Below are 24,820 nucleotides of genomic sequence, written 5' to 3'. Positions count from 1 at the left end.
ATGTTTTCTGAAAACCTATAGAATAGAAAAATGCTGTAAAATAATTACAGCACTTGAAAAAATTTAAAGGAAATTAATTTTAGAAACTCAAATTTGCTCTAACAAATAAAAATCTGCCGTTCATTCCAAACTGGGATGTATTTCTGGAATAAACAAACTGATTGGCGTTCGATAAATCTACATTCTCTGCAACAGCTTTGTAAACAACATTTCCATTGGCATCTACTCCTCCTGTACCTGCTAAAGGTCTTTTTGCGGAAACTGGTCCATAGTTTTCATCCGGATAAACATCCAGTAAATTATTTGAACCTACCGTTAAACTAAATTGCTTCGTAAATTTATAGGCTATAGATAAATCTGTAATTAGCTTTCCAGCCCAAATCGGATGTTCGTTTTCTATTGCCTGTCCATTAACAACGATGGCATCAATTTGTCCATTTCCATTAACATCTACCGTATTAGGATCGGTAACTTTGCCGAAATAAACATTCTTCAAAAGGAAACTTAATTTGCTAAATTCCAGCGTATTCATTAAGGAAGCTTTAAATCGGGGAACTGATTCCTGTAAGTAAACACGGCTTGCTTCCGAGAAATATCTGGATTCTTGTCCAGAATTTTTTAAAGTTTCGGAAGAGTGAATATCGCCAACTCTTTCTGTATTAGAAACGGTAATCGCCAGATCGTTACTTAATTTAAACTTAGAATAAACGAGTTTTTGAGAAATAACGCCTTCAATTCCTTTTGTCTGGGTATCAACAGCATTTGCGAAAAATGCAGCCGCAGTTGCACCAGCTGCGTCAAATAAAGGTTTTGTAGTAGGTGTTGGAGAAAATTGATCCGTTAGATTTTAAAGCATCAGAAGTTCACACACTTTTTCTTACTTTTGAGTCAAATAATCCTCTTATGAAAAAGTATTTTGTCCTCCTGATCGTGCTGTATAATTTCACCTTTGCACAATTTACCGACATTAATATTGTGAAGGAAATTCACGCGCAGAAGAAAGGACTGGTTGTTTCAGCACATCCACTGGCAAGTGAAGCCGGTGCAAAATTTATGAAAATGGGTGGAAACGCTTATGATGCAGTTATTGCTACACAATATGCATTGGCCGTTGTTTATCCACAGGCAGGAAATATTGCAGGCGGTGGTTTTTTAGTTGGGGTGAAAAATAACGGAGAGAAATTCACCATTGATTTTCGGGAAACGGCACCAGAAAAATCATCAAAAGATATGTACCTGGATCAAAAAGGAAATCCTAATACTGATCTTTCCCAAAATGGAAGATTAGCAGTGGGTGTTCCGGGCTCAATAGCAGGTTTTTTTGCGACCTTAAAATATGCAAAACTCCCAATGGAAAAATTGATTCAGCCGGCCATTGATCTGGCAGAAAAAGGTTTTAGCATTACTCAAAGGGAAGCCAATTTATTGAATAGTCAAATGCAGAATTTTAGCAATCATAATAAAACCAGAACTGTTTTTCAAAGAAGCACGCCGTGGAAACAAGGTGATCTGTTGATCCAAAAAGATCTTGCAGAAACTTTAAAAGTAATTCAAAAAAACGGTGCAAAAGGTTTTTATGAAGGAAAAATTGCTCAATTAATCGTGAATGAAATGAAGCGTGGAAATGGAATCATAACATTAAACGATTTGAAAAATTATAAAGTAGTAGAAAGAAAACCATTAACATTCAATTATAAAGGAAATGAAATTGTAGCGATGCCTTTGCCTTCTAGCGGTGGAATTTTATTGGCACAAATGTTACAAATGAGCGCTTTTGAAAAAATAGAAAAATACCAACAGAATTCAACTGGGGCAGTTCAGGTCATGGTAGAAGCAGAACGTCGCTCCTTTGCAGATCGCGCAGAATATATGGGCGATCCAGATTTCATCAACGATAAAACGCAAATGCTCATTTCTGAAGATTATCTTAAAAATCGCTGGAAATCTTATAACAATTTGAAAGCAACACCAAGTTCTGAAGTTGGGAAAATCATACCACAGCCGAAAGAATCAACTGAAACTACGCATATTTCAATTATTGATAAGGAGGGAAATGCAGTGGCGGTAACAACCACATTAAATGGTTTGTATGGAAGTAAAGTGGTGGTTACGGACGGTGGATTTTTGTTGAATAATGAAATGGATGATTTTTCTATCAAACCTGGTGTTCCTAATATGTTTGGTGCGGTAGGTGGTGATGCAAATTCCATTAAACCAGGAAAAAGAATGTTGAGTTCTATGACGCCTACCATTGTGATGAAAAATAATAAACCCTTTCTTATCGTAGGAACTCCAGGGGGTACAACTATTCCAACTTCGGTTTATCAAGCAATTGTAAATATTTTGGATTTTAAATTAAGTCCAAATATGGCGGTGAACTTACCGAAATTCCATCATCAATGGTTGCCGGAAAGTGTAATGGTGGAGAAAAACTTCCCCGAAACTACTATTTCAGATCTGCAGAAAATGAATTACAAAATTGAAAGAGTTACCCAGATTGGAAGAACGGAATTAATTTTAGTAGATGAAAACGGAAATGCAATTGCAGTTGCAGATGGACGTGGAGATGATTCTGTAGCGGTAGAATAATATAAATATGGTAAATAATAAAGAAATAAAAAATTTCATTCGACAAAAGGTACTATCCTATAAGCCAGATTTCGATTTAGAAATTTTAGAAAAAGGGTTGGAGAAATTCGAAGTGTTTAGCTGTAAAAGTGGTGATTTTATTTTGCGAGCAGGTGAAACCTGCAGAAAAATTTTTGTGGTAGAGAATTCTATCACCCGATGCTATTTTATGGATAAAGAAGGGGAAGATCGAACGATTTGGCTAGAAGCAGAAAGTATTTTGGTCACAGAATATGAAAGTTTTAGTTCACAAACCGTGAGTAGATGCCATATTTATTGCTACGAAGATTCAATTGTTTATGCAATTAATAAGGAAGATTTGATGATGCTATACGCGCAATATCATGATTGGGCTATATTTGGACTTCTCATCATGGAAGAACATTACGTAAATCTATTAAAATTCCGAAATACGATCATCTTTAATAATGCAGGCGAAAACTACGATTTCATAGAAAGTGATTATCCCAGATTTTTAGAGGTGGTACCTTTTAAACATCTCGCTTCCTGGTTTAATATTTCTGCGGTGCATTTATCTAGAATTCGAAAAGAAAGAATAAAAATTAATTAACTTAACATAGGTTAAGAAGAATTAGCAAACTCCGTAATATATTTGTGGTGATTCTAAACACGAGATGAAATAATGATGATTAATCATTAAAAATTTCTTGCCTTTGTTGTATCGATTGAATTTTACTCTTTTATTTAAAATAGTAAAAAATACAACGAAATGGCAAGTTTTTTTTTGCCCGTAAACTATTTCCCTGCGAGTTTTTTCAGCATTCCGTTAAAAATTGCACCATGAAAAGGCAAAACGGAATACCAATACAATCGCCCCGAAATTCCCAAGGGTCGGAAAGTTGCATTTTGATAAAGAACGCCGTCTTTGATTTTAAACTCGAGCCAAGCTTCGCCTGGAAGTTTCATTTCGGCAAATAATAAAAGCCGCTTCTTATCCCGGTCTGCATAGAGAACACGCCAAAAATCGACAGAATCTCCAGCTTCCAGCGTACTCATGTTTTTTCTACCACGCCGTAAGCCAACCCCGCCAAAAAGTTTATCTAAAAATCCCCGAATTTGCCAGAGAAAATCTGCATAATACCATCCGGTTTTTCCACCAATACTGAAAACTCTGTTGAGGGTTTCTTCTTCATTTTCTACTAGAATTTCGCGTTTATCTTTAAAACAGCCTTCTTCCGGAACTTCTAAATATTGCCACACTTTTCTGGTGTGGAACTGATTGGTAAAAGAATCATACCAACTGGAAAGCACATCATTTTGCTTGATTTTGTCGAAAGCCAATTGAATCGCTTCCCGATACGAAAATAACTTGATATTTAATTTTTCTGCTAGATTATTAGGTTTCGCTACAACGTCAATTTTCATGCTGTCTACTAAGTTCTGTGCGAGGAAAAAACTCGTAGAAGTAACGAAATATAGCCAATAGGAAGATAGTTTTGGCGTCATCACCGGAACAATAAAAATATGGCGTTTTAAACCCCGAATTTCGCCGTATTGAAGTAACATTTCTTTATACGTCAAGATATCAGTTCCAGCAATATCATAGTTTTCATTATAGGTAAAATCTTTCCCTAAAACTCCGACCAAATATTGAATCACATTTCGAATCGCAATGGGTTGACAACGCGTATTCAACCATTTTGGTGTAATCATTACGGGTAATTTTTCTACAATATCCCGGATGATTTCGAACGAAGCACTCCCAGAGCCTACAATTATTCCGGCTCGTAGACAAGTAAGATTATATTTGGAACTTTTTAATGCCTCTTCAACCTGTTTTCTGGATTCAAGATGCTTTGAAAGTTTATCTTCATTGATAATGCCTGTTAAAAAAATAACCTGTTTAACTTGTGTTTTTTCTAAGGCGTTTCTGAAATTGAGGGCAGAAGTTTTTTCCTTTTCACTGAAATCGCCGTCGCCAGATGACATCGAATGAATCAGATAATAAGCGTTTTCAATGTCTTTTGGAATGCTTTCAAGGGAATTTTCATCGAGAAAATCATTTTCAACAACTTCAATCTGAGAAATATTATTTTTGAATAGTTTGGTGCTGAAGCGATTTTTGTCTCTTACCGAACAGACTACGTGATGACCTTCTTCTAACAACTGTATGAGAAGTCTTTTTCCAATATATCCTGTTACACCGGTAAGAAATATTTTCATATCGCAAATGTTTTTTCTAAGATATGGAATCTGCCTTCAAAAATGGATTTCACTTTATTTTTTATAATGGCGCCTCCGAATAAATCACCAATAAAACCTAAAGGTAATTTATAGTTGACAATATCTCTCATAATTACTTTCCCCTCGCCAATATCTTCAAAATGATGTTCATGATGCCACATTGCATAAGGTCCAAATCGCTGTTCATCCACAAAAAATTTTCGGTCTTCCAATTGGGTGATTTCTGTAATCCAGTTCGCATTTATTCCCGGCAAAAGCCCGATTTTATAGGTGATAATTTGTCCACGATATGTTTTTGGAGGTGGATTATTAGTGATTTTAAAGTTCATCTCTTCCGGGGTAATTTTATCCAAATTCGTAGGAACGGTAAAAAAATCCCAGGCCTGATCTAATGTTAGTGGTAAAACTTGTTCAGAAGTTAAGGTGTAAATTCCGGACTGTTTGGTGATATTCAGTTTCATTATTTTTGGTTAAAAGCTTTGTGGGATCTTTAAATATTCGAAAAGGTGTACAAGAGAACAGAGGAGGGCAAAAAAGTAAAAAACTTGTTCTACCGGAATGGCTTATAGTCTAATTCCAGGATATTCTGCTTACGCACACAACGGGTTTCAGAAATAACTTCCTTTAACGCGCCATTAAAAAAGTAGAATAGAATGAAAAATTGGGATTAAACTTATATAAAATCTAGTTGCAGCTACCCATTTATAAATGGTAGTAAGATTGAAAAATTTATTTTTTAACAGTTGATAGTCGGGCCTCTCTAAAATATTTCATCGGTACAAACAACATTCCGAAACATTCTCCATCTTCTTTTCCTAAATGTTTATGATGGATTTTATGTGCTTTTCTTAATCCCCTTAAATACCAGTTTTCAGTTTTATCAAACCACTTAAATCGTCTATGAATTAAAACATCATGAATAGTAAAGTAAGCGGTGCCGTAAAGTAAAATGCCAAGTCCGACAAAAAACATCCAGTTCAATCCATTTACGGTTCCAAACCAAAACAATAACATACTCGGTATGGCAAAAATCACAAAGAAGGCATCATTTTTTTCAAAAACGTGAGGATATCCAGGTTGGTGGTGATCCTCATGAAAATACCATCCAGTTGCTCCATGCATTATAAACTTATGAGTTAACCAAGTTACTCCTTCCATAGTAACGAAAACCCCAATGGTAATCGCAAAATAAGTTAAAAATTCCATTATAAATTTAAATAATTTTTGATGTATAATTTTAAAGCTTCATCTTCAATTTTGGTGTATTCACTGGTAATTATCCTTTTGTCTTCGGAGATGTTTTTCGAGTAACCCAATAGTTTCGGCGCTTTTTCCTGAGTGATTAAACGCAGCAACCTAATTTCTGCATTTTTCGGATCTTTAATAATTGCGTTATCAAGGTTCTTTTTACCCTCATTAAAATAAGACATTTTCTTAAAAGGACTGAAAGCGTGCTTCGCCATAAAAAATTGACCAATCGCCATAAATCCAGCATAGATTGGCTGTTTTGTTTTGGTGAAAGCTGTACTTGATTTGTCAATCAAGACTTTCGCAGAAGCTTCGGAAGTTTCACCTGTTTTAAGAAGTGTTCTTAGTTCTGGTAAGTTTTGAGAAAACATCATATTGGCCATTAATAAAAAGAAAATTGCACTTAAAAATTTCATTACAGTAAATTAAGATTTTTATTTAAGATCATTTCACCCATGAGGTAAATTTTTCTTGCGTTAGAAACTCTAATTCTCTTGGTTAAAAGCAATTGAGGTTCAGTTTTTCTTATTTTTTTAAATAAGTTAAAATAATATTTATAAGCCATATAGACTGCTAATCTGCAGGACATTGGCAACATTTTAATTCCAATTTTGGCGTGTGCGAAATCTTTCGCAATATCAATCTCTATGGTGTTTTTATCTTCCAAAGAAAAATTATTAAAATCTACATTTGGAAAATAGGTTCTGTTTAGATCATTAAAATCTGCGCTAATGTCTCGCAAGAAATTAATTTTTTGAAAAGCAGCCCCTAAACTTTGCGCATACGGTTTTAGCTTTTCATATTCTGCTAAATCACCATTAACGAATACTTTTAAACACATTAAACCTACCACTTCTGCGGAGCCGTAAATATACTCATTGTATTTTTCATCATTCAAATCTTTAATTTCTCCCAAATCCATTTTCATAGAATGCATAAAAGCATCAACTAAATGCTGTGGAATTTTCTTTTCTCTCTGCGTAAGGCAAAAAGAGTGGAGAATTGGGTTAAGTGAAATGCAATTTTCTTGTGCTGATTTGTAATTTTTTTCAAATTCATCCATCAACAGAACTTTGTCATAATCATGGAATGTGTCTACAATTTCATCTGCAAGTCTGACGAAGCCATAAATATTGTAAATATGTTGACGAACTTCTGGCTTGAAAAGGGTAGAAGCACGGTAAAAAGACGTGCTGTATTTTTGCGTAACCATCTTAGAAGACATGCCGCAAAGTGATTGGTAGATTTCTAGATTGTTCATCAGTTAATAAATTTTGGATTCATTCTTTAATATATAGTCAGTTACCACTTTCCCCGAAATTAAGGCAGGTGGAACTCCAGGTCCTGGAACAGTAAGCTGTCCCGTATAAAATAAGTTTTTTATCTTTTTATTGCTAATGCTTGGTCGCAGAATCGAGGTTTGCAGTAAGGTGTTTGCCAAGCCGTAAGCATTACCGCGACAAGAATTATACCGCTCCTTAAAATCTTTCACCCCGAAACTTTTCTTGAAAATTACGGAACTCCTTAAATCCAATCCTGTGTTGTTCTCAACTCTGTCCATGATCATTTCGAAATACCGGTCATGAATTTCTTGATTGTCTTCTAAATCTACTGCTACTGGAATCAAAAAGAATCCGATTTCCTTGCCTTCTGGACATAAATCCAGATCGGTTTTGCTAGAAAAATTAGCGTAGAACAAAGGTTTTACCGGTAATTTGGGTTCGTCATAAATATCGATAGCATGCTGCCCAAAATCCGTATCGAAAAATAAATTATGGTGTTGCAACTCTGGAACTTTTTTGTCAAAGGCTACATAATATAAAAAGGAAGAGGGTGCAAAAACTTTCTTTTGCCAATATTCTTCACTGTAATTGCTTTCGTTCTTGTCTAAAAGTTTTTCTGTATGGGCGTAATCTGCCCCAGAAATTACCAAATCTGCTGGAAAAGAATCAGTTGTTGTAATTACTTTCTTGGCTTGATTATTTTCAGTTTCAATTTTCGTAACCTCTTGATTAACTTTAAATTCAACTCCCAATTCTTTCGCTAATTTCACCATTCCTAATGCAACTGCATTAAATCCACCTTTCGGATACCACGTTCCTAAACCGAAATCGGCATGATTCATAAAGTTATAGAACGCCGGTGTATTTTGCGGCTTTGCACCCAAAAATAAAACGGGAAATTCCAAAATACTTTGCAGTTTTGGATTTTTAATATTCTTCCGAACGGTTTGAGAAATGTTTTGAACAAATAATTTAACGCGTTTGGCAGTTTCTACGTTTACGAGCTCCAGAAGTGATTTTCCCGGATTGTAAACCAAATCCTTCATCGCGATCTCATAATTTTTTCTGGAATTTTCCATAAATTTGATGAGATGGGCGCCACTTCCTGGTTCAATTTCTTCAAATTTTTCTACTATTTTTTCTGGATCATCTGAAATATCGATGTAATCATCTTTGCCAAAATAGACACGGTAACCAGGTGACAATTTCTCTAATTGATAATAATCAGAAACCTTTTTACCAAAGTCCGCGAAAAATCTCTCAAAAATGTCAGGCATCCAGTACCAACTTGGACCCATGTCAAATTTAAATCCATCAATCTCTAACAAAGATGCGCGACCGCCAAGCTGCTCATTCTTTTCTAGAACGGTAACTTGATGGTTAGCTTTTGCCATGTAACACGCTGCAGCAATCGCAGAAAAGCCGGAGCCGATGATGATAACCTTTCTCATTTTTAATAATAGAACAAAATTATACTTTTATTTTGAAATTAGAAAATTATTTTACTAAATTTGTACAAAATAATTTAAACAATATGGAAAATATAGAAGTTACACAAGAGTTGATTTTAGACTTGTACTCAAAATATGTTTTACGAAATAATAAAAAACCTTTAAATGTTTTCACCTTTTGTGATGACCATCAAATTAAGGAGAGCGATTTCTATTTTTACTTCGCCAATTTTGATCAGCTAGAATTGCACTATCTTAAATACTTTATGGATCAAACCATGATGCTATTGCACCAAGATGAAAATTTTGCAGGTCACAATGCTAAGACCAAACTCCTTTCTTTCTACTTTACTTTCTTTGAACAATTAACCCTGAACCGAAGCTTGATTATTTACTTAATTGGTCAGGATAAAGATAAGCTCCAAAATATGAAAAAATTGTGGGCTTTGAAAAAAGAATTTCAAATGTTCATTAGAAGTTTAAAAATCAATGAGTCTTTCATGGATATGGAAAATGAAAAGATGCAAAAATTTGAAAATCTGAAAAATAAAGGAGTTGAAGAATTGTTTTGGGGTCATTTCCTCACCACCCTCAAGTTTTGGATGGAAGACACCAGTTCCAATTTCGAAAAGACCGATATATTTATTGAGAAGTCAGTCGACACCAGTTTTGAATTTCTAGAGGTAAAACCTTTGAAAAAACTATTAGATCTCGGCAAATTCATTTTTAATGAAAAAGTAAAAAACAGATAATGAAAACATTAGACAGGATCCCTACAAGTAAGATAGAACGTGCCTCCAAATTTATTTCTACCGGCGCTAAAATTGGCGTCAATTACCTGAAATATTACGGAGATAAGATGACCAAAACGGAAGATGAAGCGAAGGATAATTTAAATAAAAACAACGCGACAGACATTTATGACAGTTTAAAGGAATTAAAGGGAAGCGCTTTGAAAGTTGCCCAGATGCTGAGCATGGAAAAGAATATTTTACCTGCAGCTTATGTAGAGAAATTTTCCCTTTCCCAATTCCAGGTTCCGCCTCTTTCAGCACCTTTGGTTAACAAAATATTTAAGAATAATTTTGGCCAGAAACCTACAGATCTGTTTGATGAATTTAATGCAGAATCTACCAATGCGGCAAGTATTGGTCAAGTTCACAAAGCCTGGAAAGATGGTAAAGAATTGGCTATAAAAATTCAGTATCCAGGAGTTTCACAAAGTATTTCTTCAGACTTGGCAATGATCAAACCAATTGCTATGAAAATGTTCAACATAAAAGGAAAAAACTCTGATCAATATTTCAAAGAAGTTGAGGATAAACTTTTGGAAGAAACCAATTACGAACTGGAGATTAATCAAAGTTTAGAAATTAGAAAAAGTTGCGAAAATATTCCCAACCTGAAATTTCCAAATTATTATAAAGAATATTCCAATAATCGGATCATCACGATGGATTGGATGCACGGAAAACACCTTTCCACTTTTTGCGATGAAAATACAGATCAGGAAATCGCGGAAAAAGTCGGACAGACTCTTTGGGATTTCTACATGTATCAAATCCACAAATTGAGAAAAGTTCACGCCGATCCACACCCTGGAAATTTTTTGGTTTCGGCAGAAGCCGATTTAATCGCCATTGATTTTGGTTGTATGAAAGCCATTCCAGAGGATTTTTATATTCCTTATTTTGAACTGGCTGTGCGAGAAAACTTGGATAATAAAGAATTTTTCGATAAGAAATTATTGGAACTGGAAATTATCAGATTAGATGATTCTGAGGAGGAAAAAGAATTTTTCACCCAGATTTTCTATGAACTATTGTATTTATTTACCGTTCCTTTTCAAAATGAAACTTTTGATTTTGAGGATCCTGAATTTTTTGAAGCAATTGCAGATCTCGGACAGAAGTACGCGAAAAATACCACCATAAAAGGAAGAAATGCCAATCGTGGTTCCCGTCATTTTATTTATATGAACCGGACATTTTTTGGACTTTATAGTTTGATGCACTCCATCAAATCGAGAAATATTCACATTAATAACTACAAAAATTTTATGTAAAATGGAGTTAACACCTGTAGAAATAGACCGGGTAATCGAGATGGCTTGGGAAGACCGAACTCCTTTTGAGGCCATTACGTACCAATTTGCTATGGCCGAAAAAGATGTGATTGCTTTGATGAGAAAAGAACTGAAACAAAGTTCTTTTAAACTTTGGCGAGCGCGTGTTAATTCTGGAGTGAGCAACAAACACCTTATGAAAAGAAATGCAGAAATCTCCAGATTTCGATGTACGAGACAAAGAACAATTTCCGGGAATAAAATAAGCAAACGCTAAAATGTAATGGCTGAAAACTTTATCAATATCGATCGAAAAATAATTTCTGAGTGTGAAAAAAGATACCGCATTAAACTAATCAATTCTTTGGCGGGAATTAGGCAGATTTCTCTAATAGGTACTAAATCGAAAGAGGGTCAAGAAAATTTGGCCATCTTCAACTCTCTCATTCACTTAGGATCTGATCCGGCTTTGTTTGGTTTAATCACGCGACCGAGTTCTGTAGACCGACATACTTTGACCAATATTCTTGAGGTGGGAAGTTATACCGTTAATTTTATGCACAAGAGTTTCGCAAAACAAGCCCACCAAACTTCTGCGCGGTACCCTAAAGAACTTTCAGAATTTAATGCCGTGAATCTGACGCCAGAATATAGAGAAAATGGAAACGTGCCTTTTGTGATGGAAGCGGAAATTAAAATTCAAATGAAGCTAGAAAGCGTACTTGATATAGAAATTAACAATACCATAATGGTGATTGGAAGTATTGAACAAATTTTTCTACCAGCAATTCGTTTGTCTGAAGATGGCTTGGTGAAGGTTGAAAATTTGCTACTAAGTGGAGGTTTAGATGCCTATTATGAACCCCATTTTTTGCAACAGTTTGAATATGCAAAACCTAATACTTAAAAGAAGTTGAAAGGCGTAAAGAAGGAAAATTTACCAGAGAAAATCTGCACAAGATGCGGGTTGCCATTTTCTTGGCGAAAAAAGTGGGAAAAAGACTGGGAAAATGTCCGCTATTGCAGCGAAAAGTGTAAAAAAAAAAATTGAATAAAACATCAGTATGAAAAATATATTAATAATAGGAGCGGGAAAGGGCATAGGATTGCATTCTGCACAACTTTTAAGAGAAGAAAATTTATATACCATCTCCAGAAATTTAACTCCAGAATTAGAAGCCTTAAATACAAAGTTCTATGAAGGAGATATTGCCACGGATGACTTAAGTGACCTGGAATTGCCGCAAGAATTACACGGTTTGGTTTATTGTCCAGGTTCTATTAACCTAAAACCCTTTAGCAGATTTAGCCAAGAAGATTTTTTGACAGATTTTCACCAAAACTTTTTGGGCGCGGTGAAAATTATTCAGAAATGTTTGCCCCTCCTGAAAAAATCCGGTGGTGCAAGTATCGTTCTTTTCAGCACCGTTGCAGCAAAGGTCGGGATGCCATTTCATACTTCTATCGCTGCAAGTAAAGGCGCATTGGAGGGTTTTTCGCGCAGTTTGGCTGCAGAAGTTGCCTCGAATAAAATCAGGGTTAATGTCATTGCGCCGTCGCTTTCGGATACGGACTTGGCTGAGCAATTATTATCTACCGAAGACAAAAGAGCAGCGGGTGCGAAACGTCATCCATTGCAAAGGATTGGCACTGCGGACGATAGCGCACAAGCGGTAGAATTTTTACTTTCTGATAAAAGTTCTTGGATTACAGGTCAAGTTATAGGTATTGATGGGGGTTTAGGTAGTCTTAAACTCTAAATAAAAGACCAAATGGAGTATAACTTAGTCATCGATACACTGAAGCAGTTGGATTCTTTTCAACGGTTAAAAACTGGAAGCGATCAGTGTCTGGAAGATTTTCGATGTTACCTTAATGAGCAAGCCAATGAAAAAGAATTAGGTCAAAAAATTACAGCATCGAAAGATAAAGATATAGCTGAAATTGAAAATGCAATTGCCGAACAAGTCCTCATGTTGGGCAGATATTCTAAACATTTGCTCAAAAAATCATTGGAGCGCCATCCGGATTTGGTGAATGAAGATTTTACCTATCTTTTCCACATGATAGGTCTTGCTTCTTTGACTAAAATGCAACTCATTGAAAAAAATGCACATGAAAAACAATCTGGAATAGAAATTATTAAAAGACTGGTGAGGAACGGTTTACTGCAAGAAAAGAGAGATGAAAACGATAAAAGGAGCACCCGAATCTCTCTGACGGAAAAAGGGAGGCAAGTGTCCACGGAATCAATTAAAGACATTTCAGTAGCCTCAAAAATCTTGTGCGGTAAATTAGGCGAGGAAGAAAAAAATACGCTATTATTGAGTTTAGAAAAATTGAATTCCTTTCATCAATATGTGTACAAGAATTTAAAAAATGAAGAGCCAGAAAGTATTTTAAAAATGGTAGGGAATGAATAAAAAGATTACTGTTTTTTGGTTTCGAAGAGATTTGCGTTTAAGTGATAACCACGGTCTTTTTCAGGCCTTACAAAATGCTGAAAGTGTACTGCCCATTTTTATTTTCGATACAGAAATTTTAACCAAACTAGATAATAAGGAGGATAAACGCGTTGATTTTTTAGTGCAGGTTTTAAATATTCTTAATGTTCATTTGAGAAAATCTGGTAAAAGCATCAAAATATTTCACGGCAAACCGTTGGAAATATTTAAGGAATTGGCACTTGAATATTCTATTGAAAAGGTTTTTTCGAATGAAGACTATGAACCTTCCGCAATTAAGAGAGATCAAGAAATTGGAAAATTTTTAGCAGGAGAAAATATAGAATTTGACCTATTTAAAGATCAAGTTCATTTCCACAAAGATGATATTCTAAAAAGTGATGGAACGCCTTATACCATTTACACGCCGTATTCTAAGCAATGGCTTATCAAATACAACACGGAAAAACCAGAAAGTTTCGACAGCGAAAAATTGTTGAAAAACCTGATTGACAGTAAAGAAGAGGTACTCACTTTGGAGCAAATTGGATTTAAAAAAACACCGTATCAATTTGAGATTCCCAAAATTGACAAAAACCTGATAAAAAATTACCACGATACCAGAAATCTGCCTACCGTAAAAACTTCGGAAATGAGTGTTCATCTGCGTTTTGGGACGATTAGCGTCCGGAAATTAGCAGCAGAAACTTCTCAATTAAATCAGACCTATTTAAAGGAGTTGATTTGGCGAGAATTTTTTATGACCATCCTTTATCATTTTCCAAAAGTGATCAATCAGTCCTTTAAAAAGAAGTACGATAATATTTCCTGGAATTACAATGACCAAGAGCTGGAAAAATGGCAGCTGGGTAAAACGGGTTATCCTATTGTAGATGCAGGCATGCGTCAACTGAATGAAACTGGTTTTATGCATAACCGCGTGCGAATGGTTTGCGCCAGTTTTTTCACCAAACATTTACTCATGGACTGGAGAATTGGGGAAGCATACTTCGCGGAAAAACTTTTGGATTATGATTTATCTGCGAACAATGGAAATTGGCAGTGGAGTGCAGGTAGTGGCTGTGATTCTGCGCCTTATTTCCGCATTTTTAATCCAGAGGAACAGCAGAAAAAATTTGATCCCGACTTTAAATATATTAATATGTGGGTGAAAGAATTTGGCACTAAAAACTACCCAAAACCCATGGTTGATCACAAAACAGCAAGAATACGCGCTTTGGAAACCTATAAAAAAGGTTTAGAAAGTGCAGATGTTTAAAGAAGTATATTCAAACTTTTCGGTTGCACTTTAACTTTGATCGGAGAATTAATTTCTACATATTCCCCATCCAAATGCCAATCTTGGGTATTCACGGTAAATTCAATTTCTGGCACGGAAAGGAAAGTCACATATTTGCTTTCTTCTAATTTTTTAGAAAACATTTTACCCGCGAAAATAGCACCATACCAAATGGGAAATTTTTTCACCAATACAATTTCCGCCAAGCCATCAACGGTACTTGCATGCGGCGCGATGTAAGCATTATTCCCGAATTGCCGCGTGTTCGCCACATTCAGCATTAAATATTTACCGTTGTGTTGATCGTAAGCATCGGAGTGAAAAGTAATTTCCACCGGACGATATTTGAGAAAAGTTGTTAAAGAAGTTTTGATATAATTAAAGAAACCGCGACTGGTTTTTTCAAAATTCTTTACCACTTTCCCATCAAATCCTGTCCCAGAAACATTGATGGAGAGATGCTCATTGACTTTTAAAGTATCTATTTTTCTGGATTTGTTCGCTTTGATTTTATTTAAAAGGTGATCCAGATTTTTATCAAAGTTGGTTTCATTGGAAAAACCATTCCCAGAACCAGCGGGAAAAATAGCAAGAATTTTCTCCGTATTCACGAGTTTTTTTGCCACAGAAGAAATGGTGCCATCCCCACCAACTGCTACAAAAATGTCGGTGGTTGAAAAATTTTCTTCAATGAAATTATTGGTGCCCGAAAGGGATTCGGATATGTAAAATCTGGGTTGGTTTATCTTTTTTTGAAGCAGATTCAAAAACGCCTGATAATTTTTCTTTGCGGAAAAGGGATTGATGATGAAAACAACATTTTTCATAGGCGAAAGGAAGTGCAATAGAAATTGAACTGGATTCTATAAATCTAAAGCCGCTCTAAATTCTGAGTTTAAAAAAGGTTTCACCTCTGAGTAAGGGATTTTAATGGTCACCGGTCCAGCTGCATACGCTGTTATCTCATATTGATTGTAAAAGAAATAGAGATTTTCTTTGTCAAAATAGAAATTGTTTGTCAGCGGAATTTTCTTAACCAACAACATTTCAGATTGCCCTTTTTCTAGATCATTTTCTAAGAAATTTTCCATTAAAATTCTATTCCAAACCTGTCTGTCTTTAATTCTGAGAATATCTTCTAACTGTAAAGTTTTATTTGTTGTTACATTAAAAACTTTGTGCGTCTCATTGTAATAACCATGTGCGCCACCCGTGTAACCGGAATTGGTGTATTGTACCGTCATAAAACCTTTCATGGTTGAGAGTAATTTCATATCAGAATTTTGCTCCCAAACTTGTGCAACTTCTGGGGAAAAATCTTTCATGGATTCTTTGGTTTCATTCACATATTGAAGTTGCTTCGCTTTCAGTTCCTTTTCTATATTCTTTTTGGAATAATCTGTTAAAGAGAGTGCAGCATCAGAATAAATGCTGTCTAAAAAAATTTTATTGGTAATGTTCGGAAAAGTTAAAACCTTGGATCGAAAAGATAAAGTGAGCATTTCACTAACGCGTACAGAATCTTGAACTTTTACGGAATCGACCACTGCTAAATTCAGGGCAGGAACTTCTGTAGAATCTTGAAGTTGAATGGTTTTATCTTCAACCTGAGTTTTATTGCAACTCCCTAAAAAGAGGAGGAAAATGATGAGCGGGAATAGGGTGTTTTTCATAGGTTTAGGGTAATAATAAGAAATCAAAAACCGTCCAAGGATGAACGGTTTTAAAAATATTGTTAAACGTCGATTTTCGCGTACGCCGCATTCTTTTCAATGAACTCCCTTCTTGGTGGTACTTCATCACCCATGAGCATAGAGAATACATTATCTGCTTCTGCAAGGCTTTCTATGGTCACTTGTTTCAGCATTCTTCCTTCAGGATTTAATGTGGTTTCCCAAAGTTGTTCGGGATTCATTTCCCCTAAACCTTTGTAACGCTGGACTTCTACACCTTTTCCGTCTGGAGCCATTTCTAAAGTAATCTGCTCTCGTTCTTTTTCATTATACGCGTAGATTTTTTTGTTTCCTTTTTTCAAGAGATATAATGGCGGCTGTGCAATATAAATATATCCGTTTTCTATCAATTCCTTCATATATCTAAAGAAAAAAGTCAAGATTAAGGTAGAAATGTGAGCACCATCAATATCAGCATCACACATGATGACTACTTTGTGGTATCTTAATTTCGCCATATTCAGGGCCTTGCTGTCTTCTTCTGTACCTACAGAAACTCCAAGCGCCGTATAAATATTTTTAATCTCCTCATTGTCATACACTTTATGAACCATGGCTTTTTCCACATTCAAAATCTTACCACGTAAAGGTAGAATTGCTTGAAAATGACGATCACGGCCTTGTTTTGCCGTTCCACCAGCGGAATCTCCCTCCACTAAGAACAGTTCAGATATTGCAGGATCTTTGGAGGAACAGTCAGACAGTTTTCCTGGTAATCCGCTTCCACCCATCGGAGATTTTCTTTGAACGAGTTCTCTTGCCTTTTTTGCAGCCTGTCTCGCTTTTGCTGCTAATACTACTTTCTGAACGATGAGTTTTGCTTCGTTTGGATTTTCTTCCAAAAAGTTGGAAAGCATTTCTCCTACGATTTTATCAACGGCACCGGAAACTTCAGAGTTTCCTAATTTTGTTTTGGTTTGACCTTCAAACTGAGGTTCCATTACTTTTACAGAAATCACCGCCGTCAATCCTTCCCGGAAATCATCTCCCGTAACTTCTACTTTCTCTTTTGCCGGAAGTCCAAGTTCATCTGCAAATTTCTTTAAGGTTCTCGTTAAAGCTCTTCTAAAACCCGCAAGGTGAGTTCCACCTTCATGCGTATTGATGTTATTTACATAAGAGTGCAAATTTTCTGTGTAAGAAGTATTGTATCTCATCGCAACTTCTACCGGAATATTATCTTTTTCACCTTCCATGAAAATCACACTGTTCATGATGCTTTCCCGGTTTCCATCGATGTATTCTACGAATTCTTTCAATCCTCCTTCAGAGAAGAACAAGTCATGTTTAGCAATTCCATCTTCCTCCAGTACTCTTTCGTCTGTTAACGTAATTTTGATGCCTTTATTCAAATAAGAAAGCTCGCGCATTCTGCTTGCTAAAGTGTCGTAATTAAAGATCAACTCCTGGAAAATAGTATCATCTGCCTGGAAGAAAACTTCAGTTCCACGCTCTGTTGTGGTACCGATTTCTTTCACATCCTCTAGGGCTTTTCCTTTCGAATATTTTTGCTGATAAATTTTGCCATCGCGATTAACGGTTGCAATTAGGGAATTTGAAAGCGCATTTACCACCGAAACCCCAACTCCGTGCAGACCACCAGAAACTTTATAAGAATCTTTATCAAATTTTCCACCGGCTCCAATTTTGGTCATTACCACCTCCAAAGCTGATTTCTGTTCTTTCTCATGCATGTCCACGGGGATTCCACGGCCATTATCTTTTACGGAAATACTTTCTCCTTCATGAATGATAACGGAAATGGTGTCGCAATGACCTGCTAATGCCTCGTCAATGGAATTATCTACCACCTCATAAACCAAGTGATGCAATCCTCTTAAACCTACATCACCGATGTACATGGAAGGCCGCATTCTTACGTGTTCCATTCCTTCTAAAGCTTGGATGCTACTTGCTGTATATTCTTTTTGACTCATAATTAATCTGTTCGTCAAAGCTAAAATAGCTTTGAAATTTTTGATGTTTTTAGTAAATGTATTCCGAAAAAGAAGGCTTAATTTTCTCCTTCAAAAATACCCACAAATGTAGTGTTTATTGGTCAAATAAGAAAGTTAAGGAAGTCTTAAAATTAGGCGTGTTTTAAAAAAAAAATCCTCAAAATTTTCGAGGATTTAAAATAATATATATTTTAAGATTATAAAGCTTTCATCAAGACAATATCATCAATCTTCTCCACTTTCACCAAATTATATTTAGTCAGATTTTTTGCTGCTTTGTCCCACTTTTTTCCAGAAAGTAGGCTCTTTACTTTTACAAGACCCAAAGTCATTGCTTCTTCCGAAGAATTCAAAATTTCCAAAACCAATTTTTCATCTTCATCCAATTCGAACGTTGGCGTTGCTTTTTCTGGCTTCATTTGTGGGAAAAACAAGACTTCCTGAATAGATGGATTGTTCGTTAAATACATAATCAAACGATCCATACCGATTCCTAAACCAGAAGTTGGTGGCATTCCATATTCCAAAGCTCTCAAGAAATCCTGGTCGATAAACATGGCTTCATCATCACCCTTTTTGCCTAGTTCAACTTGCTTTTCAAAACGCTCTCTTTGATCGATCGGATCATTTAATTCCGAATAAGCATTTGCGATTTCTTTTCCGCAAACCATTAATTCAAAACGTTCGGTTAGACCTTCTTTGCTTCTGTGTTTCTTTGTTAGAGGCGACATTTCAATAGGGTAGTCCGTAATAAAAGTTGGTTGAATATAATTTCCTTCGCATTTTTCCCCGAAAATTTCATCAATTAATTTTCCTTTACCCATTGTTTCATTCACTTCAACTCCTATAGATCTTGCAAAATCAAACAATTCCTGTTCAGATTTTCCAGTAATATCAAATCCGGTGAAATGTTGAATAGATTCTGTCATCGAGATTCGTGGATAGGGCGCTTTCCAGTTAATGGTATGTTCGCCAAAAGTCGAATCCGTAGATCCATTCACTTGAATGGCGGAAAATTCTAACAATTTCTCCGTGAAATCCATCATCCAGTTGTAATCTTTGTAAGCAACGTAAATTTCCATCGCCGTAAATTCTGGATTATGCGTTCTGTCCATTCCTTCATTTCTAAAGTTTTTGGAGAATTCATAAACGCCGTCAAATCCGCCAACGATCAATCTTTTCAGATATAATTCATTCGCGATTCTTAAATACAAAGGAATGTCTAAAGCATTATGATGCGTGATAAAAGGTTTCGCCGCAGCTCCACCTGGAATCGCCTGTAAAATTGGAGTTTCAACTTCAAAATAACCAGCCTCATTGAAAAAAGTCCTCATCGCATTGAACAATTTTGTTCTTTTAATGAACACTTCTTTCACTTGCGGATTCACGATCAGATCTACATAACGCTGTCTGTATCGAAGTTCTGGATCATTGAACGCATCGTAAGTCACGCCGTTTTCGTCAGTTCTCGGTTGCGGAAGCGGACGTAAAGATTTGGTTAAAATTTTGAAATTCGTAACCTTCACCGTCATTTCCCCAACTTGAGTATTGAACAATTCACCTTCAATCCCGATTATATCACCGATGTCTAAAAGGTGTTTGTAAACGTCGTTGTAAAGCGTTTTATCTTCACCAGTACAGATTTCGTCACGGTTGAAATAAACCTGAATTTTTCCTTCAGAATCCTGTAATTCTGCAAAACTTGCTTTCCCCTGAATTCTACGGCTCATCAATCGACCCGCAATGGTTACTTTTTTACCTTCAACAAAATCCTGCTTAATGGTTTTAGAAGTATCTGTAATTTTATATTCTTCTGCTGGAAAAGCGTTAATACCCAGTTTTTCAAGGGTTTGTAGCTTTTCTCTCCTGATAATTTCCTGTTCTGATAACTGCATTTTTCTTGCTATTTTAAGAGGGCGAATTTAGTAAATTTTTCGCTAAGAATAGGAGGATTGAATTCATTAAAAATTTATGAATAGTGCGGTGAAATTGTAATTTTTAAAGTCTTTTAATTTTTAAATGTTTTCATAGAAAAAAACATGACATTTATTTGTATTGATTCCAAATCTGCAATTCATTCTCTTCTATTCAAAATTTTCTCTAAATTTATAGTGTGAAAAAGTGGTTGAGTTATTTGCTGTTACTTACTTATTTTACTTCATTTTCTGAGGTCAGACAAATTGTGAAAATGCCGAGTTTGATTGAACATTTTATTTCTCACAAAATAGGAAACAGTGATATGTCTCTTTATGCATTCTTTAAAATGCATTACATTGATGATCAGATTGTAGACAGCGATTATAATCAGGATATGAATCTGCCCTTTAAAACGCTCGACTTTTCCAATTCTGCATTAACGCTCAATATTCCTCCTGAAAAAGGAATAATTATGGGAAAAAGGAATTTGGTATATGTAGATTTCTCAAACAAGTTTTCTTATTCAGAAAAATTTTATACTTCTGTATATCAAAATATCTGGGAACCTCCAAAAATTTAATTTTATAATTTTTTCGTGAACTAATCATGTCAAATCTTCCAGTTTTGACCGATTTTAAGCAAACTAACTTTAAATTTTAAATTTTAAATTATAAAAAATGGATGAATTACATTTGCATTTGGTCGTAAACCATTTACCAATCATATTTCCTATCGTAGGAATCATTATACTCCTCATCGGAATTTTTACTAAATCCGAAGTCACCAAAAGAAACGCCTACATCATTTTTGTTCTAGGAGCCATCACTTCAGTTGCAGCAATGGTTACAGGTGACAACGCAGAAAATTTTGCTACGAAAATTGCTGGTTTTTCTGAAAACCTCATAGAAAAACATGAGGAAGTTTCTGAAATTTTTGCAATCTTAACTTATGTTCTGGGAGCGATCTCTATACTTTCCTTAATTGGCAGTTTAAGAAATTCAGTCCTCTCTAAATTTTCGCCTTTGGTGGTGGGAATTCTCACCATTATCTGCCTTTTCTTTGCGCAAAGAGTAGGGACAAGCGGTGGAGTAATTCGTCACACCGAAATTCGGAGTAGCTATAATAATCAAGACGGAAATATTGATAATCGTAATTTCGAAAAGAAAGATCATGATGAATAAGAAGTCATCGATTCAAAATAAAATTTTAAAAGAATCTTGGACAGTGAGATTCACCAATTTTGGAATAAAAAAATCTAATATTAAAATTATTAATATGAAAACATATACCGTCCTTCATCGCGTCCTTCACTGGACTTTTGCCCTCATTATGTTGGTTTTATTCACTACAGGATTTCTAAGGATGTACTGGATGAGCAAAACTGTAATTTCAGATGCTGTCAATAAAAATGAACAAATTCAAGCACTTAATCTCGATAAGCAAAGTCTTCGATCCATAGTGCACTCTGTTCAAGATCCCATGTTTGAATGGCACGTTTACGCTGCTTACATCATCACTTTTGCCTTTGTTGCAAGAATAATTTACATGATTGCAAAGGGAATTAAATTTCCGAATCCATTTGTAAAAACTACAACAACCAACGAGAAATTACAAGGTTTTACCTATCTCCTATTTTATGTGTTAATCGCCATACAAATCATCACCGGTAGCATTCTAAAATTTGAAATCGGCTCCGAATCTTTTGTAGACTTAGCAGAAACCGTACATAAATATGCAGTTTACTGGACTCCAGTTTTCATTCTCTTCCATTTTGCTGGTATCGCGATCTCCGAAAATACAAATCGAAAAGGGATAACCTCAAAAATGATTGGCGGTGATTCCTGATCTTAGTATGCGAAAATGTCAAAATTTCGTAAAAGGATGTCTAGATCCTAGAACCTACTCATCATAGACTTTAGCATTCGTGTGTTAAAATGAGCTAGAAATCTAAAGTAAAAACATCAAAAAAGCCGTTTCAATTTATATTGAGACGGCTTTTTTTTGTAAAAGATTGCTAACTAGTTAGCCACTGTAGAATCAACAGCCATTGGTACTACTACTGTAGTAGAATCAGTCATTGGCATAACCTCAGTAACCATAGTTGTGTCTGGTTCAGCCATCATGGTGTTCGTTTCTTCTGTGTTTTCTTTTTTTGCACAGCTCGCTAAAATTAATCCACTTACAAATGCAATTGCTAATACTTTTTTCATAATAATTTTCTTTGGCGCAAAAATGAAGAAAATATTTGGATTATAAAATAGCTTATGAAGAAAATGCAATCTGATTGGTAAAATCTATTTTGTGAAGTCAAAAAAAAATTTAATAAAAATATATTTACTTTTAAAATGTTTTATATATTTGCGTCAATGAATTCAAGAACAAACAATACTTGGTGGCATCATTCAAACTTTATTAAGGTCTGAAGCAAATCTTGTATTCTGTTTGTAAAAACATATAAAAAGACTTTGACGGATCCCGTTGAAGTCTTTTTTTTTATAAAAATTTTCAAAAAATAGCATGGAATTTAATCAAACTGTAAAAATAAAAACAACTGTAAAATCGGTGATGAGCGATCTCTTCACACCGGTCGGAATTTACTTGCGATTGCGTGATAAATTTCGGGATACCATTTTACTGGAAAGTGCCGGAAATCAAAATACAGAAAATAGCTTTTCATTCATTGCCATTAATGCCGTTGCCGGAATAGAAATCCGAAATTTTCAGCAAGCAGAACTCAAATTTCCGCTGGAACATCCAAAGAAAATCACGCTCGAGAAAGAGAAATTAAGTGAATTACTGAATGACTTTTCTAAATGTTTTATTTGTGAAGAACCCGCCAAAGAAATAGGTAAATCAGCGCAGGGATTTTTTGGATATACAAGTTACGATGCCATTCCATTTTTTGAAAATATAAAATTTAAAGAGCGTTCGGAAGAAAATAAAATTCCTCTATTGCGGTATCGTTTGTACCAATACGTGATCGCAATCAATCATCACAATGATGAAATGTTCATTATCGAAAATAGAATTGAAGGTCTAAAATCAGATCTTTTAGAAATCGAAAATCTCATCAATCAGAAAAATGCACCTATTTTTCCTTTTGAAACCATTGATTATGAAACTTCAAATCTTAAAGACGAAGAATATCGCGAATTAGTGGAAACCGCAAAAAAACACTGTTTCCGTGGTGATGTGTTTCAGTTGGTTTTGAGCAGAAGATTTGAGCAGAAATTTAATGGCGACGAATTTAATGTTTATCGTGCTTTGCGACATATTAATCCTTCTCCATATTTATTTTATTTCGATTACGGCGATTACAAATTAATGGGTTCCAGTCCAGAAAGTCAATTGATTATTAAAGATGGAAAAGCCATTATTCATCCAATTGCAGGAACCTTTAAAAGAACTGGCGAAGTTCAAAAAGATTTAGAGGCGGCCGAAGAATTAAAGAAAGACGCAAAAGAAAATGCGGAACATACCATGTTGGTTGATTTGGCGAGAAATGATTTAAGTATTTGCGGAAAAAATACTACGGTTACAAAATTAAAAGAAGTTCAGTTTTTTTCTCACGTCATCCATTTGGTAAGTGAAGTTACAGCAGATGTAGAAGAAAATCAAAATCCTTACGAAATGATCGCAACAACTTTTCCACAGGGAACTTTGAGTGGTGCACCAAAATACAAAGCCATGGAATTAATTGATTCCTACGAAAAAACATCGCGATCTTATTATGGCGGTTGCATTGGTTTTGTCGGTTTTGATGGAAGTTGTAATCAAGCCATTATGATCCGAACTTTCTTAAGTAAAAATAACACGCTTTTTTATCAAGCTGGAGCTGGAATTGTGGCAAAATCTACGGCAGAAAACGAATTGCAGGAAGTAAATAACAAATTAAATGCGCTGAAAATGGCCATTAAAAAAGCTGGCTCAATTTAACAATCTAACAGTGTAACGGTGTAACAATTGGTAAACTGTTACATTAATAAAATAAAAAGTATGAAAATATTGGTCTTCGATAATTACGACAGTTTTACCTATAATTTAGTTCAAATGATTGAGCAAATTAGCGGTGAAAAAGTAGATGTTTGTCGCAACGATGAAATCAGTTTGGAGGAAATCGAAAAGTACGACAAAATTGTTCTTTCTCCAGGTCCTGGAATTCCCAGTGAAGCCGGAATTTTAATTGAGCTCATCAAAAAATATGCGCCTACAAAATCAATTTTAGGTGTTTGTCTCGGTCAGCAGGCGATTGCTGAAGCTTTCGGTGGAAGTTTAATCAACCTTACTGAAATATTTCATGGCGTTGCAACCAATGCGCAAACCATTAAAAAAGATGCTCGACTTTTAAAAGATTTACCGGAAAATCTGGAAGTTGGTAGATATCACAGTTGGGCCGTAAATCCTGAAGATTTCCCCGAAGAACTGGAAATCACTTCAGTTGATGAAAATGGAATGATCATGTCGCTTCAACATAAAATTTATGATGTTCAGGCAGTTCAATATCACCCAGAAAGTATTTTAACACCACACGGAAAAAAAATTATCGAGAATTTTTTAAAAAACTAAGATCAGAGCCACGAAGTGGTGA

Annotated in this window: 27 protein-coding genes; 15 read left to right on the top strand and 12 right to left on the bottom strand. The window is 35.3% G+C overall.

Features of this window, described 5'->3' with window-relative positions; genetic code table 11:
* Positions 1–79 precede the first annotated feature (79 nt).
* Positions 80–532: a hypothetical protein gene (locus RCH13_RS03070; protein WP_326985739.1), complete on the bottom strand. Its 453-nt coding sequence runs from the start codon at positions 530–532 to the stop codon at positions 80–82.
* A 371-nt stretch (positions 533–903) separates the two neighbouring features.
* Here RCH13_RS03070 and ggt point away from each other — a divergent pair, with 371 nt between their 5' ends.
* Both ggt and RCH13_RS03060 read left to right on the top strand, forming a co-directional pair.
* Positions 904–2,589 carry a gamma-glutamyltransferase gene (ggt, locus tag RCH13_RS03065; protein ID WP_326985738.1) on the top strand — a complete coding sequence of 562 codons (1,686 nt, stop codon included), beginning with the start codon at positions 904–906 and terminating at the stop codon, positions 2,587–2,589.
* 7 nt (positions 2,590–2,596) lie between these two features.
* Positions 2,597–3,199 carry a Crp/Fnr family transcriptional regulator gene (locus RCH13_RS03060; protein WP_326985737.1) on the top strand — a complete coding sequence of 201 codons (603 nt, stop codon included), beginning with the start codon at positions 2,597–2,599 and terminating at the stop codon, positions 3,197–3,199.
* Between the two features lie 185 nt (positions 3,200–3,384).
* Here the strand turns inward: RCH13_RS03060 and RCH13_RS03055 are convergent, their stop codons facing one another.
* The 6 genes from RCH13_RS03055 to RCH13_RS03030 form a co-directional block, all read right to left on the bottom strand.
* Entirely contained in the window at positions 3,385–4,812 is a 1,428-nt protein-coding gene (locus tag RCH13_RS03055; RefSeq protein WP_326985736.1) for an SDR family oxidoreductase, read from the bottom strand.
* Positions 4,809–5,294, bottom strand: coding sequence for an SRPBCC family protein (locus RCH13_RS03050; protein WP_326985735.1), 486 nt, complete (start codon positions 5,292–5,294; stop codon positions 4,809–4,811). The genes RCH13_RS03055 and RCH13_RS03050 overlap by 4 nt, the downstream gene beginning before the upstream one ends.
* 268 nt (positions 5,295–5,562) lie before the next feature.
* Positions 5,563–6,039 (bottom strand): sterol desaturase family protein, encoded by a 477-nt coding sequence (locus RCH13_RS03045; RefSeq protein WP_326985734.1) that lies wholly within the window; start codon positions 6,037–6,039, stop codon positions 5,563–5,565.
* Positions 6,039–6,497 (bottom strand): hypothetical protein, encoded by a 459-nt coding sequence (locus tag RCH13_RS03040; RefSeq protein WP_326985733.1) that lies wholly within the window; start codon positions 6,495–6,497, stop codon positions 6,039–6,041. The genes RCH13_RS03045 and RCH13_RS03040 overlap by 1 nt, the downstream gene beginning before the upstream one ends.
* Entirely contained in the window at positions 6,497–7,342 is an 846-nt protein-coding gene (locus tag RCH13_RS03035) for a phytoene/squalene synthase family protein (protein WP_326985732.1), read from the bottom strand. The genes RCH13_RS03040 and RCH13_RS03035 overlap by 1 nt, the downstream gene beginning before the upstream one ends.
* A gap of 3 nt (positions 7,343–7,345) precedes the next feature.
* Positions 7,346–8,815: a phytoene desaturase family protein gene (locus RCH13_RS03030; RefSeq protein WP_326985731.1), complete on the bottom strand. Its 1,470-nt coding sequence runs from the start codon at positions 8,813–8,815 to the stop codon at positions 7,346–7,348.
* A gap of 83 nt (positions 8,816–8,898) precedes the next feature.
* Between RCH13_RS03030 and RCH13_RS03025 the strand changes: the two genes are divergently transcribed.
* The 8 genes from RCH13_RS03025 to RCH13_RS02990 are packed head-to-tail and all read left to right on the top strand — an operon-like array spanning position 8,899 to position 14,603.
* On the top strand, positions 8,899–9,567 hold the full coding sequence (locus RCH13_RS03025) for a TetR family transcriptional regulator C-terminal domain-containing protein (protein ID WP_326985730.1): 669 nt from the start codon (positions 8,899–8,901) through the stop codon (positions 9,565–9,567).
* A complete protein-coding gene (locus RCH13_RS03020; RefSeq protein ID WP_326985729.1) occupies positions 9,567–10,880 on the top strand; it encodes an ABC1 kinase family protein in 1,314 nt (437 codons plus the stop codon). Before RCH13_RS03025 ends, RCH13_RS03020 begins: the two co-directional genes overlap by 1 nt.
* 1 nt (position 10,881) lies before the next feature.
* Positions 10,882–11,157: a TIGR03643 family protein gene (locus RCH13_RS03015; RefSeq protein ID WP_326985728.1), complete on the top strand. Its 276-nt coding sequence runs from the start codon at positions 10,882–10,884 to the stop codon at positions 11,155–11,157.
* Between the two features lie 6 nt (positions 11,158–11,163).
* Positions 11,164–11,787, top strand: coding sequence for a flavin reductase family protein (locus RCH13_RS03010; RefSeq protein ID WP_326985727.1), 624 nt, complete (start codon positions 11,164–11,166; stop codon positions 11,785–11,787).
* Positions 11,788–11,793: 6 nt separating this feature from the next.
* On the top strand, positions 11,794–11,931 hold the full coding sequence (locus RCH13_RS03005) for a DUF2256 domain-containing protein (protein ID WP_326985726.1): 138 nt from the start codon (positions 11,794–11,796) through the stop codon (positions 11,929–11,931).
* A 13-nt stretch (positions 11,932–11,944) separates the two neighbouring features.
* The gene (locus tag RCH13_RS03000; protein WP_326985725.1) at positions 11,945–12,640 is read left to right on the top strand and encodes an SDR family NAD(P)-dependent oxidoreductase; all 696 of its coding nucleotides are present in this window, start codon (positions 11,945–11,947) and stop codon (positions 12,638–12,640) included.
* A gap of 12 nt (positions 12,641–12,652) precedes the next feature.
* Positions 12,653–13,303: a MarR family winged helix-turn-helix transcriptional regulator gene (locus RCH13_RS02995; protein ID WP_326985724.1), complete on the top strand. Its 651-nt coding sequence runs from the start codon at positions 12,653–12,655 to the stop codon at positions 13,301–13,303.
* Positions 13,296–14,603 (top strand): cryptochrome/photolyase family protein, encoded by a 1,308-nt coding sequence (locus RCH13_RS02990; RefSeq protein ID WP_326985723.1) that lies wholly within the window; start codon positions 13,296–13,298, stop codon positions 14,601–14,603. Before RCH13_RS02995 ends, RCH13_RS02990 begins: the two co-directional genes overlap by 8 nt.
* Here the strand turns inward: RCH13_RS02990 and RCH13_RS02985 are convergent.
* The 4 genes from RCH13_RS02985 to lysS form a co-directional block, all read right to left on the bottom strand.
* On the bottom strand, positions 14,600–15,451 hold the full coding sequence (locus RCH13_RS02985; RefSeq protein WP_326985722.1) for a diacylglycerol/lipid kinase family protein: 852 nt from the start codon (positions 15,449–15,451) through the stop codon (positions 14,600–14,602). The two genes, RCH13_RS02990 and RCH13_RS02985, sit on opposite strands and share 4 nt — an antisense overlap.
* A gap of 36 nt (positions 15,452–15,487) precedes the next feature.
* Positions 15,488–16,297: an RsiV family protein gene (locus RCH13_RS02980; protein ID WP_326985721.1), complete on the bottom strand. Its 810-nt coding sequence runs from the start codon at positions 16,295–16,297 to the stop codon at positions 15,488–15,490.
* A gap of 62 nt (positions 16,298–16,359) precedes the next feature.
* Positions 16,360–18,294 (bottom strand): DNA topoisomerase (ATP-hydrolyzing) subunit B, encoded by a 1,935-nt coding sequence (gene gyrB / locus RCH13_RS02975; protein WP_326985720.1) that lies wholly within the window; start codon positions 18,292–18,294, stop codon positions 16,360–16,362.
* A gap of 218 nt (positions 18,295–18,512) precedes the next feature.
* Complete coding sequence (lysS, locus tag RCH13_RS02970) at positions 18,513–20,210, bottom strand: lysine--tRNA ligase (protein ID WP_326985719.1); 1,698 nt, start codon at positions 20,208–20,210, stop codon at positions 18,513–18,515.
* A 218-nt stretch (positions 20,211–20,428) separates the two neighbouring features.
* On the opposite strand from lysS, the gene RCH13_RS02965 reads away from it, so the two are divergent.
* The 3 genes from RCH13_RS02965 to RCH13_RS02955 all read left to right on the top strand — a co-directional run bounded on the left by RCH13_RS02965 (position 20,429) and on the right by RCH13_RS02955 (position 22,077).
* On the top strand, positions 20,429–20,812 hold the full coding sequence (locus RCH13_RS02965; protein ID WP_326985718.1) for a hypothetical protein: 384 nt from the start codon (positions 20,429–20,431) through the stop codon (positions 20,810–20,812).
* 97 nt (positions 20,813–20,909) lie between these two features.
* Positions 20,910–21,413, top strand: coding sequence for a hypothetical protein (locus RCH13_RS02960; RefSeq protein WP_326985717.1), 504 nt, complete (start codon positions 20,910–20,912; stop codon positions 21,411–21,413).
* A gap of 94 nt (positions 21,414–21,507) precedes the next feature.
* Positions 21,508–22,077: a cytochrome b/b6 domain-containing protein gene (locus tag RCH13_RS02955; protein ID WP_326985716.1), complete on the top strand. Its 570-nt coding sequence runs from the start codon at positions 21,508–21,510 to the stop codon at positions 22,075–22,077.
* Between the two features lie 173 nt (positions 22,078–22,250).
* Here the strand turns inward: RCH13_RS02955 and RCH13_RS02950 are convergent, their stop codons facing one another.
* Positions 22,251–22,442 carry a hypothetical protein gene (locus RCH13_RS02950; protein WP_326985715.1) on the bottom strand — a complete coding sequence of 64 codons (192 nt, stop codon included), beginning with the start codon at positions 22,440–22,442 and terminating at the stop codon, positions 22,251–22,253.
* A 307-nt stretch (positions 22,443–22,749) separates the two neighbouring features.
* On the opposite strand from RCH13_RS02950, the gene RCH13_RS02945 reads away from it, so the two are divergent.
* Positions 22,750–24,168, top strand: coding sequence for an anthranilate synthase component I family protein (locus tag RCH13_RS02945; RefSeq protein ID WP_326985714.1), 1,419 nt, complete (start codon positions 22,750–22,752; stop codon positions 24,166–24,168).
* Between the two features lie 60 nt (positions 24,169–24,228).
* Positions 24,229–24,798, top strand: coding sequence for an anthranilate synthase component II (locus RCH13_RS02940; RefSeq protein WP_326985713.1), 570 nt, complete (start codon positions 24,229–24,231; stop codon positions 24,796–24,798).
* The last annotated feature ends 22 nt before the right edge of the window (positions 24,799–24,820 follow it).

It is taken from the genome of Chryseobacterium sp. MP_3.2, from assembly GCF_035984805.1.
GTDB lineage: Bacteria > Bacteroidota > Bacteroidia > Flavobacteriales > Weeksellaceae > Kaistella.
This window is presented reverse-complemented; position numbering and strand designations above follow the sequence as displayed.

Bases quoted from the DNA above. Each gene is read 5' to 3' on its own strand.
- RCH13_RS03070 (WP_326985739.1), bottom strand. From the start codon at position 532: ATGAATACGCTGGAATTTAGCAAATTAAGTTTCCTTTTGAAGAATGTT.
- ggt (WP_326985738.1), top strand. From the start codon at position 904: ATGAAAAAGTATTTTGTCCTCCTGATCGTGCTGTATAATTTCACCTTT.
- RCH13_RS03060 (WP_326985737.1), top strand. From the start codon at position 2,597: ATGGTAAATAATAAAGAAATAAAAAATTTCATTCGACAAAAGGTACTA.
- RCH13_RS03055 (WP_326985736.1), bottom strand. From the start codon at position 4,812: ATGAAAATATTTCTTACCGGTGTAACAGGATATATTGGAAAAAGACTT.
- RCH13_RS03050 (WP_326985735.1), bottom strand. From the start codon at position 5,294: ATGAAACTGAATATCACCAAACAGTCCGGAATTTACACCTTAACTTCT.
- RCH13_RS03045 (WP_326985734.1), bottom strand. From the start codon at position 6,039: ATGGAATTTTTAACTTATTTTGCGATTACCATTGGGGTTTTCGTTACT.
- RCH13_RS03040 (WP_326985733.1), bottom strand. From the start codon at position 6,497: ATGAAATTTTTAAGTGCAATTTTCTTTTTATTAATGGCCAATATGATG.
- RCH13_RS03035 (WP_326985732.1), bottom strand. From the start codon at position 7,342: ATGAACAATCTAGAAATCTACCAATCACTTTGCGGCATGTCTTCTAAG.
- RCH13_RS03030 (WP_326985731.1), bottom strand. From the start codon at position 8,815: ATGAGAAAGGTTATCATCATCGGCTCCGGCTTTTCTGCGATTGCTGCA.
- RCH13_RS03025 (WP_326985730.1), top strand. From the start codon at position 8,899: ATGGAAAATATAGAAGTTACACAAGAGTTGATTTTAGACTTGTACTCA.
- RCH13_RS03020 (WP_326985729.1), top strand. From the start codon at position 9,567: ATGAAAACATTAGACAGGATCCCTACAAGTAAGATAGAACGTGCCTCC.
- RCH13_RS03015 (WP_326985728.1), top strand. From the start codon at position 10,882: ATGGAGTTAACACCTGTAGAAATAGACCGGGTAATCGAGATGGCTTGG.
- RCH13_RS03010 (WP_326985727.1), top strand. From the start codon at position 11,164: ATGGCTGAAAACTTTATCAATATCGATCGAAAAATAATTTCTGAGTGT.
- RCH13_RS03000 (WP_326985725.1), top strand. From the start codon at position 11,945: ATGAAAAATATATTAATAATAGGAGCGGGAAAGGGCATAGGATTGCAT.
- RCH13_RS02995 (WP_326985724.1), top strand. From the start codon at position 12,653: ATGGAGTATAACTTAGTCATCGATACACTGAAGCAGTTGGATTCTTTT.
- RCH13_RS02990 (WP_326985723.1), top strand. From the start codon at position 13,296: ATGAATAAAAAGATTACTGTTTTTTGGTTTCGAAGAGATTTGCGTTTA.
- RCH13_RS02985 (WP_326985722.1), bottom strand. From the start codon at position 15,451: ATGAAAAATGTTGTTTTCATCATCAATCCCTTTTCCGCAAAGAAAAAT.
- RCH13_RS02980 (WP_326985721.1), bottom strand. From the start codon at position 16,297: ATGAAAAACACCCTATTCCCGCTCATCATTTTCCTCCTCTTTTTAGGG.
- gyrB (WP_326985720.1), bottom strand. From the start codon at position 18,294: ATGAGTCAAAAAGAATATACAGCAAGTAGCATCCAAGCTTTAGAAGGA.
- lysS (WP_326985719.1), bottom strand. From the start codon at position 20,210: ATGCAGTTATCAGAACAGGAAATTATCAGGAGAGAAAAGCTACAAACC.
- RCH13_RS02960 (WP_326985717.1), top strand. From the start codon at position 20,910: ATGGATGAATTACATTTGCATTTGGTCGTAAACCATTTACCAATCATA.
- RCH13_RS02955 (WP_326985716.1), top strand. From the start codon at position 21,508: ATGAAAACATATACCGTCCTTCATCGCGTCCTTCACTGGACTTTTGCC.
- RCH13_RS02950 (WP_326985715.1), bottom strand. From the start codon at position 22,442: ATGAAAAAAGTATTAGCAATTGCATTTGTAAGTGGATTAATTTTAGCG.
- RCH13_RS02945 (WP_326985714.1), top strand. From the start codon at position 22,750: ATGGAATTTAATCAAACTGTAAAAATAAAAACAACTGTAAAATCGGTG.
- RCH13_RS02940 (WP_326985713.1), top strand. From the start codon at position 24,229: ATGAAAATATTGGTCTTCGATAATTACGACAGTTTTACCTATAATTTA.